The sequence below is a fragment of the Arenimonas malthae CC-JY-1 genome (assembly GCF_000747075.1).
GTDB classification, from domain to species: Bacteria; Pseudomonadota; Gammaproteobacteria; order Xanthomonadales; family Xanthomonadaceae; genus Arenimonas; species Arenimonas malthae.
Window position 1 is genome coordinate 1 of sequence record NZ_AVCH01000022.1, and the last position, 10,221, is coordinate 10,221.

The window sequence follows — 10,221 nt, forward strand, 5'->3', positions numbered from 1 at the left end:
GCCGCCGCGCGTTTGCGCACTTCGGCCAGGGCCCGGTCGAAGGCGGCCTGCTGGGCCGGCGTGAGCGAAAGCTCCGCGGCCAGCGCCGGCAGGTCGTTCACCAGCCCGCCGCGGCCAGCGCCGGCCGCCGGCGTGGCGGCGGCCTCGCCGTCCTGCGGCGAATAGCGCAGCGCCGCGTTCGGCACCCGCAGTACGCCGTCGCGGCGGCTCACCACGATCTCGGCGCTGGCGGTCATGCCCGGCAGCAGGCTCAGGTCGGCGTTCTGCACCTGCACCACGACCGGGTAGCTGATGACGTTGGAGATGGCGGTCGCGGCCAGGCGCACCTGCTTCACTTCGCCGGTGAACTGGCGGTCGGGGAAGGCATCGACGGTGAAGGAGACGCCCAGGCCTTCGTGGATCTGGCCCACGTCGGCCTCGTCCACGCTCAGGTCGATCTGCATCTGGGCCAGGTCCTCGGCGATCTGGAACAGCACCGGGGTCTGGAAGCTGGCCGCCACGGTCTGGCCGGGCTCGATGTCGCGCAGCAGCACCACGCCGTCCACCGGCGAGCGGATCTCGGTGTATTCAACGTCCAGGCGCGCGTTGTCCACCGCGGCCTGGCGCTGCAGCACGGCGGCCTCGGCGGAAACAACGCGGGCGCGGGCCTGGTCGCGCGCGGCCAGGGCCAGGTCGGCCTCGCTGCGGGCGATGAGCTGGCGCGCCACCAGGTCGGACTTGCGCGCGTAGTCGGCCTCGGCGTTCCTGAGCGTGGCGCGGGCTTCGTTCACCGAGGCGCGGGCGCTGGCGAGGTCGGCCTCGGCCTGCTGCAGGCGGGTCTGGAACGGCGCCGGGTCCAGGCGGGCGATCGGCTGGCCGCGGGCGACGCGGTCGTTGAAGTCCACCAGCACGTCCAGCACCTGGCCCGACACCTGCGAACCCACGTCCACCGTCGTGGTGGCGCGGAGCGTGCCGGTGGCCGAGATGACCACGCGCACGTCGCCCCGCTCGACGGCCGCGGTGCGGTACCCGGCCTGCGGTGCCTCGCGGCCCAGCCACCACCAGCCGCCCAGCACGAGGGCGGCCACGCCGGCGTAGATCGCCGCGAGTCTTGTCCAGGAACGGGGGCGGGCGGCAGGCATTCGGACTCCGGGTTTTCTTGGCTCGATGCAGCGCAAACGCGCGGGCGCGCGATCGGTTGACCGCGCCGCCCGGGATCAGGCCGCGGGTCGGTGGTTGGGGAAACTGACGGTGGCGGTGGTGCCCCGGCCCGGCTCGCTTTCCAGCCGCACCGGCCAGCCGTAGCGCTGGCTCAGGCGCTGCACGATGGACAGGCCGATGCCCTGCCCGTCCTTCTTGCGGTCGCCGGCGCGGAAGAAGGGCTCGAACACGCGCGCCAGCTCTTCCGGCGACATGCCCACGCCGGTGTCGGCCACGGAAATCGACCCGCGCCGCACGGTGACCGTGATGCTGCCGGCGTCGGTGTAATGGCAGGCGTTGCGCAGCAGGTTGCCCAGCAGCACCGACAGCACCCGCGCCGGGGCATGCAGGTGGAAGGCCTGCTCCTGCACGCAGCGGATCTCGATGGGCTTGCCGGCCAGCAGCAGGCGGGCCTTGTCCACTTCCTCGCGCACCACGTCGCAGACGTCGAAGTCGTCGTCCGGCAGGCCGGTGTCGCCTTCGCGGGCGAGGATGAGGAAGGCCTCGATCAGCGCCTCCATGTCGCGCCCGGCACCCTGGATGCGGCCCAGGGCCTTTCGCGCCATGGGCGAGAGGCTCTCGTCGCCGGCCATCATGTCGCCGGCCACGCGGATCACGGTGAGCGGGGTGCGCAGTTCGTGCGAGGCGTCGCGGGTGAAGTCGCGCTCGCGTTCGACGAAACTTTCGATGCGGCTGGCGAAGTCATGCAGCGACGAGGCCAGCACCAGGGTTTCGCCCTCGACGTCGGTGGGCAGGTTTTCCGGGCGCAGGATGGCCGACTCGGGCCGCTTCGGGTCCCAGCGCTGCACCTGCGAGGCCAGCCAGATCACCGGCGACACCGCGCGCTTGGAGGCGCGGTAGGTGGACCAGGCGATGACGTAGATCACCACCAGCACGATCGCCAGCGGCGCCATGCCGAACCAGAAGGCCAGGCTGTCCACCTGCTCCTGCTTGAACAGCAGGTACAGGCGGTGGCCGCGACCGTCCTGTTCCACCAGCACCAGCGACCCGCCCTGGGCGCGCGACAGGCTGTGGAAACCCACCGGCAGCTCGCGGATGTTGGCGGGCACCTTGTCGGCGCTGCCGCCGGCGGGCACCAGGTAGCCGGTCATGTTGTAGGTGTCGGGCACGTCCGCGCCCGGGTTGGCCTGCAGCCGCTGCCAGTAGTGCGCGGCCTCCTGCTGCAGCGCCTGCTGGATGAGCACGTGCTTGAGCACCGCCGAGGCGCCGTACACGCCCAGCACGGCGGCGAAGCTGATCGCCGCCGCCTGCAGGATGAAGGCGACCCAGATCTTCCGGCGCAGTCCGTTGCGGGAGGTGGGCATCCTGGGCGTCCGGGTCAGCCGGCGGGCGGCGCGTCGAGGTCGGCGATGCGGTAGCCGGCGGTCTGCACGGTGTGCAGCAGCGGGCGGTCGAAGGGCCGGTCGATGGCCTTGCGCAGGTTGTAGAGGTGGCTGCGCAGGGTATCGGAATCAGGCAGGCCATCGCCCCAGATCTCGCGCTCGATGTCGCGGCGGGTGACCACGCGCGGCGATTCGCGCATCAGGATGGTGAGCAGGCGCAGGCCGATGGGCGAGAGCTGGATCTCCTGGCCGGCGCGGGTGACGCGCAGGCTGGCGGTGTCGAGCACCAGGTCGGCCACCTTCAGCACCTCGGCGCTCACCTGGCGGCGGTCGCGGCGGATCAGGGCGCGCACGCGGGCCTCGAGCTCCTGGATGGCGAAGGGCTTGACCAGGTAGTCGTCGGCGCCGGCCTCCAGGCCCACGACCTTGTCGTTGAGGGTGTCGCGGGCGGTGAGCATGAGCACGGGCGTGGACTTCTTGGCCTCGTTGCGCAGCTTGCGGCAGACTTCCAGGCCGTCCAGGCGCGGCAGCATCAGGTCCAGCACGATCACGTCGTAGCTGTTGTCGGCGGCCAGGCGGTAGCCGTCCATGCCGTCGCCGGCATAGTCCACCCCGAAGCCCTTGGACTCGAGGTATTCGCCCACCATTTCCGAAAGGTTGCGGTTGTCCTCCACCACGAGGATCAGGCCGGCCGGGTCATCGCGTCGCATGGGTCTCTCCTTGGGATGTGAAGAACATGTCTTCAGCTTTGTGAAGAGTAGACCCGCGGCCCGGTGATACGGGCGTGAAGCCGCCGCCAAGGCCGCGTCAAGGCTAGGCTATACGGCCCCCGGCCCCGCCGCCCAGCCCCCTTTCCCACCCTGCCCGGCCCCTCGCCCATGCCCACCCTCGGCGCCTACCTGACCCCGGTCCTGCTGCTCCTGGCCTCGAACGTCTTCATGACCTTCGCCTGGTATGGGCACCTGAAGTTCAAGACCAGCCCGATCTGGATCGTCATTTTCGCCAGCTGGGGCATCGCTTTCTTCGAATACTGCCTGCAGGTGCCGGCGAACCGTCTGGGCCACGCGGTCTACAGCGCGCCGCAGCTCAAGGGCATGCAGGAAATCCTGACCCTGCTGGTGTTCGCGGGCTTCTCGGTCTGGTACCTGGGCGAACCGCTGAAGTGGAACCACGTGGCCGGCTTCGTGCTGATCGTGGCGGCGGCTTTCCTGATCTTCCTGGAGTGATCTGGTTCGGGCTTGCCAGTTGGCAAGCAGGTCACATGCTCGTGTGCGGTTGGTTGCGGCGGGCGTCATCGCACGCAGAGGGAGGAGGTCTGCCCGGCGTCTTGCTAGCGCCATCCCTGGCAGCAAACGCCGGCCGCTCCGGGCCTCCTGCCCTCCGCTTCAGACCTCCCCCCTCTGCGTACGCTGCCGCAATCGCGGCGCATCGGCGTTCCGCCGGGACAAGCGCGTGCGCTTGCGCACGAGCTCGCCCACCGGCTGGCCGCGGCGCCTGGACTGCGGCAGCGTGCACACACCTCTATGGATGAAGCGGAGGCAGGATGCCGTAGCGGCCGCGCCTCGATGGGCAGGACGCCGCGTCGAGGCGCGGGCAGCCATAGAGGTGTGTGCGCGATGACGCCTACCAAGCACAACCGACCGCGAGCCCGTGACCTGCTTGGCAACGCCAAGCCAACTACAACAAGTCAGAAGCGGATCTTGCCGGTGAGCATGTCCTTGAACATGACCCAGTCGCCGGCGAAGGAATAGAACGGGTGCTTGAAGGTGGCCGGGCGGTTGTGTTCGAAGAAGAAGTGGCCCACCCAGGCGAAGGCGTAGCCGCTGACCAGCGCGCCCAGCAGCCACCAGGCGTTGAGCGTCACCAGGGCCGCGGCCGCGAAACCCAGCGCGATGCAGCTGCCCACGAAGTGCAGGCGCCGGCAGGTGCGGTTGGCGTGTTCGCCCAGGTAGAACGGGTAGAACTCGGCGAAGCTGGAAAAACCCTGGCTCATGGTGTCGTCCCCCGGTGTTGCCGGCATTGTGCCGCAGCGGCGTGGTGGTGGCGTCAAGCGCCCTTTTCCTCGGCCTTGGCGCGGTTCCAGTAGGCGTCCTGGGCCTCCAGCGGCAGGTCCTGCAGGGCCACGCCCGCTTCCGCCGCCAGCTGCTCCATGCGCCGGAAGCGGCGCTCGAACTTGGCGTTGGCCCGACGCAGGGCCGCGCCGAAATCCACCTTCGCATGGCGGGTGAGGTTGGCCACCACGAACAGCACGTCGCCCAGCTCGTCTTCCAGGCGGTCGCGCGCCGTGGCATCGGAAGGGTCCGCGGCGACGGCGTCGAATTCCACCCGCACTTCCTCGATTTCCTCGTGCAGCTTGGCGATCACCGGCGCCGGGCCCGGCCAGTCGAAGCCCAGGGTGGCGGCGCGCTTTTGCAGCTTCACCGCGCGCTGCCATTCCGGCAGGCCGCGGGCGATGCCGGCCAGCACGCTGGTGTCCGCCGCGCCATTGGCCTCGCGCTCGCGGCGCTTGAGCTCCTCCCAGTTCGCCAGCTGCGCCTCGGCGTCGGCCTGGCTGGCGGCGTCGCCGAACACGTGCGGGTGCCGCCGGATCATCTTGTCGTTGATGGCGGCGGCCACGTCGGCGAAGGCGAAATGCCCGGCCTCTTCGGCCATGCGGGCGTGGAAGACCACCTGCAGCAGCAGGTCGCCGAGCTCGTCGCGCAGGTCGGCCATGTCGCCGCGCTGGATGGCGTCGGCCACCTCGTAGGCTTCTTCGATGGTGTAGGGCGCGATGGTGGAGAAGTCCTGCTTCACGTCCCAGGGGCAGCCGCGCTCGGGGTCGCGCAGGCGGGCCATGATGGCCAGCAGCTCGTCTATCTCAGCCATGCGCGGCCTCGTCCAGCCAGTCGCGCCAGGGCAGGTCGGCGTCGCCGAGCGCGATGAAGTCGGGGTTGAGCAGGTTGTCCTTGCGGTTGTAGTCCAGCGGCGTGCCGTCGAGCCGCAGCACCACGCCGCCGGCGGCTTCCAGCACGCACTGGGCCGCGGCGGTGTCCCATTCGCTGGTGGGGCCGAAACGCGGGTAGACGTCGATGCGGCCTTCGGCGATGCGGCAGAACTTCAGCGACGAGCCCAGGCCGTGGCGCTCGGTGTCGCCCATGCGTTCGAGCGCGGCGGCGGTGCGCGGATCGAGGTGCGAGCGGCTGGCGGCCACGCGCAGCGGCGCGGTGGCGGGCCGGCGGGTGGACAGGGCGATGTCCTCGCCGCCCTGGCGCAGGAAGGCGCCGACGCCGCGTTCGGCGTGCAGCAGGTAGTCGAACACCGGCGCGTACACCACGCCCAGCACCGGCCGGCCGTCTTCGACCAGGGCGATGTTGACGGTGAACTCGCCGTTCTTCTTCACGAATTCGCGGGTGCCGTCGAGCGGGTCCACCAGCCAGTGGCGCGGCCAGCGGCGGCGCGTGTCCCACGGGATGTCCGCGTCTTCCTCGCTCAGCACCGGGATGTCGGGCGCAAGCGCGCGCAGGCCCGCCACGATGATGCGGTGCGAGGCCAGGTCGGCCTGGGTGAGCGGGGAGTCGTCGTCCTTGGTCTCGACGGAAAAGTCCTGGGCATACACCGCCAGGATGGCCGCGCCGGCCTCGAGCGCCAGCGCGATGCAGGCTTCGCGCAGCGCCGTCACGCGCGCCTCGACAGCAGTTCGCGCACGATGAACAGCGCGGCCAGCGAGCGGCCTTCCGAACAATCCTCGCGCAGCATCAGCTCGTGCAGGGCGTCGAACTTCCAGGGCACGACCTCGAGCTCCTCGGGTTCGTCGCCGGGCAGGCGCTCGGGGTACAGGTCTTCGGCCAGCACCAGGTGGATCTGGTGGTTCATGTAGGTGGGCGCCAGCGTGATCGGGCGCAGCACGGTGAGCTTGCGCGCGCCCATGCCCACTTCTTCCTTGAGTTCGCGGTTGGCGGCGTCCTCGATGCTTTCGCCGGCGTCCATGCGGCCCTTGGGCAGGCCCAGTTCGTAGCGGTGGGTGCCGGCGGCGTATTCGCGCACCAGCAGCACGGTGCCCGGCTCGGGCACGGCGGCGATGATGACCGAGCCGTGGCCGCCGCTGACCAGCCGTTCGTAGCGGCGGCGTTCGCCGTTGCTGAACTCCAGGTGCAGGATTTCGCGGCGGCCGCCGTCCAGCGGCTGCTCCTCGCGGGCGTGGATGGTGGGAAGTCGGCGCATGGCCCGATTCTAGCGGCTGCCCCCGCCCGCCGTCCCGGCGTGGACAGGGCCGGCCGGGGCACGGATCATCGGCGCATGAGCAACGCCCCCGATTCCCTCCCGAACGACGCCGGGGCCTGGCGCGACCGCGACCTGGCCGTGGTCTGGCACCCCTGCACCCAGATGAAGGAGCACCCGGGCACCCTGCCCCTGGTGCCCATACGCCGTGGCCGCGGCGCCTGGCTGGAGGGCGTGGACGGCCGGCGCTACCTGGACGCGGTGAGCAGCTGGTGGACCAACCTGTTCGGCCACGCCGAACCGCGCATCGCCGCGGCCATCGCCGCCCAGGCCCACGAGCTCGAGCACGTGATCTACGCCGGTTTCTCGCACGGCCCGGGCCTGGCCCTGGCCGAGGCGCTGGTGGCGAAGGCGCCGCGGCAGGCCGGGCGGGAGCCGCTGTCGCGCGTCTTCTACGCCGACAACGGCTCGGCCGCCATCGAAGTGGCGCTGAAGATGAGCTTCCACAGCCACGCCAACCGCGGCGACACCCGGCGCACGCGCTTCATCTCGCTCACCAACGGCTACCACGGCGAAACCCTGGGCGCGCTGTCGATGGGCGACATCCCGCTCTACCGCCGCGTGTACGCGCCGCTGCTGCTCGAACCGCTGTTCGCGCCCTCGCCCGACGCCTACGAGGCCGAGCCCGGCGAAACGGCGGAGGCCTGCGCCCTGCGCCGCGCCGACCAGCTGGCGGCCCTGCTGGAGGCGCACGCCGGCACCGTCTGCGCGCTGGTGCTGGAGCCGCTGGTGCAGTGCGCCGGCGGCATGCGCATGTTCCACCCGGCCTACCTGCGGCGCGCACGCGAGCTGTGCGACGCACACGGCGTGCACCTGGTCGCCGACGAGATCGCCGTGGGCTTCGGCCGCACCGGCACGCTGTTCGCCTGTGAACAGGCGGGCATCGCGCCGGATTTCCTGTGCCTGTCCAAGGGCCTCACCGGCGGCTTCCTGCCGATGTCGGCGGTGCTGACCACGGCCCACGTGTACGAGGCCTTCCTCGACGACTCCCGCGACCGCGCCTTCCTGCATTCGCACAGCTACACCGGCAACCCGCTGGGCTGCGCCGCGGCGCTGGCCTCGCTGGCCATCTTCGACAGCGACGAGGTGCTGGTGCGCAACCGCGGCACCGCCGCGCGCATGGCCGAACTGGCGGCGCCGCTGGCGGCGCATCCGCACGTGGCCGAAGTGCGCCAGACCGGCATGATCCTGGCCTTCGAGATGGCGGCGGACGCGGCCACGAAACGGCCCTTCCCCGCCACCGACCGGCGCGGCCTGCGCGCCTACCGCCACGCCATCGAACGCGGCGTGGTGCTGCGCCCGCTGGGCGACATCCTGTACTGGATGCCGCCCTACTGCGTCGGCGAGGAAGAACTGACCCACCTGGCCGCGGTCACCGCCTCGGCCATCGAGGAGGCCACCGCGCCATGAGGACCATCCGCAGCTACGTGGACGCGCCGCTGTCGCCGGGCGCCACCGTCACCCTGTCCGAACTGGCCAGCGGGCACCTGGTGCGCGTGCTGCGCCTGGGCGTGGGCGACGCGGTGGTGTTGTTCAACGGCGACGGCCACGATTACGCGGCGCGGCTGGTGTCGCTGGGCAAGCGCGGCGCCGAGGCCGAGGTGCTGTCGGCCACGCCGGTGTCGAACGAATCGCCGCTGGCGCTGACCCTGGCCCAGGGCATCGCCCGCGGCGAGAAGATGGACCTGGTGCTGCAGAAGGCCACCGAACTGGGCGTGCTGGCCGTCGCGCCGGTGAACACCGAGCGCACCGAGGTCAAGCTCGACGCCGAACGCGCGGCCAAGCGCCTGGCGCACTGGCGCGGCATCCTGGCCGCGGCCTGCGAGCAGAGCGGGCGCGCGCGGCTGCCGCGGCTGGCCGAGCCGGCGTCGCTGGCGGCTTATGCGGCGGCGGAAACGGCGCAGGTGAAGCTGATGCTCGACCCCGCCGGCGAGCTGTGCCTGCCCGACCTGGCGCTGGCGCCGGGCGACACGGTGGCGCTGGCGGTGGGGCCGGAGGGCGGCCTGTCGGACCGCGACCGCGCCACGCTGCACGCCGCCGGCTTCCGCGGGCTTCGGCTGGGGCCGCGCATCCTGCGCACCGAAACCGCAGGCCTGGCGGCCATTGCCGCCCTGCAGGCCCTCTACGGCGATCTGGGCTGAACCCCTGACGCTGTAGGAGCGGCTTCAGCCGCGACTGCTTTTCGGGGAACGGCGGTCGCGGCTGAAGCCGCTCCTGCAATTCAGGACTCAGGCGGCTTGCGCCTGGTCCAGGGCCTTCTGGATGAGCAGCTCGACGCTCAGCAGGTCGGGCACCACCGCCGGGTCGTCGTTGAGGGTGACGCGGGCATGCACGCCCAGCGGCAGGTCCTTCATGTCGTGCGATTCGTGCAGCGCCGGCGCCGACACGGTGACCAGGCGCGGGAAGCCCTGCGAGAGCACCGCGAAGAACGGCAGCTTGGGGTTGTTGCCCAGGGCCTTGAGCACGGCCACCTTGGCGCCCATCTGGCCGTCCTCGGCCGACCAGCCGGCCAGGCGCGAGAACGACAGCAGCGGCAGGCGCCAGCCGCGCCAGCGCACGCGGCCAAGCAGCCATTCGGGCGCGTTGGCGACCACTTCCGGGTCGGAATAGGTGATGACCTCGGCGACGCTGGCATTGGGCAGCAACAGGCGGCCGCCGGTCACCGAGATCAACACGCCGCGGATGTCACGCTGCTGGGCGTTCATGCTTGCCTCCGGGAAACTCAGTTCAGTGCCAGCGCTGCGAAACCCGCGCGGCCAGGTCGGCCGGGGTGGCAGCGGTGGCGCCGGCGCGCTGGACGGCGTCGGCGGCGGTGGGGTCGAAACAGGCGGCGGGGTCCTGGGCAAGCACCAGGCCGCCGTCGGCCATCAGCTGCAGCACGGCGGGCACCAGGGCCGGATCGGCGCCGCTGAGCACCAGCACGCCGCTCTCGGCGGCAGGCAGCGCGGCCACGACGTCGGCCAGCTGGCCGCCGGCGGTGAACTGCAGGCTGCCGTCCTCGAAGCGGGCGCCCAGGCCCGGCACCAGCACCGACACGCGGCCCGGGAAGGCCAGCTTGCCCGCAACGGCGAGGTCGAGCGGGAGCTGGCTGGCCTTGGCGAGCTGGTCGACCAGGCGGTCGTGTTTGCCGGTGTCGAGGTGCTGGTACAGGAGCACCGGCACCGGAAGGGTCGGCGGCAGGCCGGCCAGCAGCTGGCGCACCGCGTCGGGACCGCCGAGGCCCGCGAGCACGAGCAGGGCGCCGCTGCTGATGGACTGCGCGGGCTTCGCGTCCTCGGCCGCCAGGCTCAGGCCGTTGCCGCGCTCCAACGCCGCCGACGAGGGCGGTGCGAAGGCCACGGCGACCGGTTCGGCGGCCGCCGGCGCGTCCCCGTCCATCGGCACCAGCTCCAGGTTGCTGAAGCCGATGCCGGCGCGCGCGGCGGGCGCCGGCTTGGCGGCG

12 protein-coding genes are annotated in these 10,221 nt (G+C 71.6%); 3 read left to right on the forward strand and 9 right to left on the reverse strand.

Annotated elements, in window-relative coordinates:
* The 3 genes from N790_RS02295 to N790_RS02305 all read right to left on the reverse strand — a co-directional run.
* Positions 1-1,121, reverse strand: a 1,121-nt coding sequence (locus N790_RS02295) for an efflux RND transporter periplasmic adaptor subunit (RefSeq protein ID WP_156969894.1), incomplete at its 3' end; no start/stop codon positions are given.
* 75 nt (positions 1,122-1,196) lie between these two features.
* Complete coding sequence (locus N790_RS02300; RefSeq protein WP_043800216.1) at positions 1,197-2,504, reverse strand: sensor histidine kinase; 1,308 nt, start codon at positions 2,502-2,504, stop codon at positions 1,197-1,199.
* A 14-nt stretch (positions 2,505-2,518) separates the two neighbouring features.
* Complete coding sequence (locus N790_RS02305) at positions 2,519-3,232, reverse strand: response regulator transcription factor (protein ID WP_043800218.1); 714 nt, start codon at positions 3,230-3,232, stop codon at positions 2,519-2,521.
* 168 nt (positions 3,233-3,400) lie between these two features.
* On the opposite strand from N790_RS02305, the gene N790_RS02310 reads away from it, so the two are divergent.
* Positions 3,401-3,748, forward strand: a complete 348-nt coding sequence (locus N790_RS02310) for a DMT family protein (protein ID WP_043800219.1) — start codon at positions 3,401-3,403, stop codon at positions 3,746-3,748.
* Positions 3,749-4,209: 461 nt separating this feature from the next.
* Here the strand turns inward: N790_RS02310 and N790_RS02315 are convergent, their stop codons facing one another.
* The 4 genes from N790_RS02315 to nudE are packed head-to-tail and all read right to left on the reverse strand — an operon-like array spanning position 4,210 to position 6,722.
* Positions 4,210-4,515 (reverse strand): Mpo1-like protein, encoded by a 306-nt coding sequence (locus tag N790_RS02315; RefSeq protein ID WP_043800221.1) that lies wholly within the window; start codon positions 4,513-4,515, stop codon positions 4,210-4,212.
* A gap of 53 nt (positions 4,516-4,568) precedes the next feature.
* Positions 4,569-5,387, reverse strand: a complete 819-nt coding sequence (gene mazG / locus N790_RS02320; RefSeq protein ID WP_043800222.1) for a nucleoside triphosphate pyrophosphohydrolase — start codon at positions 5,385-5,387, stop codon at positions 4,569-4,571.
* Entirely contained in the window at positions 5,380-6,180 is an 801-nt protein-coding gene (cysQ, locus tag N790_RS02325; protein ID WP_043800224.1) for a 3'(2'),5'-bisphosphate nucleotidase CysQ, read from the reverse strand. Before cysQ ends, mazG begins: the two co-directional genes overlap by 8 nt.
* Positions 6,177-6,722: an ADP compounds hydrolase NudE gene (nudE, locus tag N790_RS02330; RefSeq protein ID WP_043800225.1), complete on the reverse strand. Its 546-nt coding sequence runs from the start codon at positions 6,720-6,722 to the stop codon at positions 6,177-6,179. Before nudE ends, cysQ begins: the two co-directional genes overlap by 4 nt.
* 75 nt (positions 6,723-6,797) lie before the next feature.
* On the opposite strand from nudE, the gene bioA reads away from it, so the two are divergent.
* Together bioA and N790_RS02340 are read left to right on the forward strand one after the other, a co-directional pair.
* The gene (gene bioA, locus N790_RS02335; RefSeq protein ID WP_043800227.1) at positions 6,798-8,189 is read left to right on the forward strand and encodes an adenosylmethionine--8-amino-7-oxononanoate transaminase; all 1,392 of its coding nucleotides are present in this window, start codon (positions 6,798-6,800) and stop codon (positions 8,187-8,189) included.
* Positions 8,186-8,920: a 16S rRNA (uracil(1498)-N(3))-methyltransferase gene (locus tag N790_RS02340; protein WP_043800229.1), complete on the forward strand. Its 735-nt coding sequence runs from the start codon at positions 8,186-8,188 to the stop codon at positions 8,918-8,920. Before bioA ends, N790_RS02340 begins: the two co-directional genes overlap by 4 nt.
* An 87-nt stretch (positions 8,921-9,007) precedes the next feature.
* Here N790_RS02340 and N790_RS02345 read toward each other — a convergent pair whose 3' ends face one another.
* Entirely contained in the window at positions 9,008-9,484 is a 477-nt protein-coding gene (locus N790_RS02345; RefSeq protein WP_043800230.1) for a chemotaxis protein CheW, read from the reverse strand.
* A 22-nt stretch (positions 9,485-9,506) separates the two neighbouring features.
* A partial coding sequence (locus N790_RS02350; protein WP_281174821.1) for a chemotaxis protein CheB occupies positions 9,507-10,221 on the reverse strand: 715 nt, incomplete at its 5' end.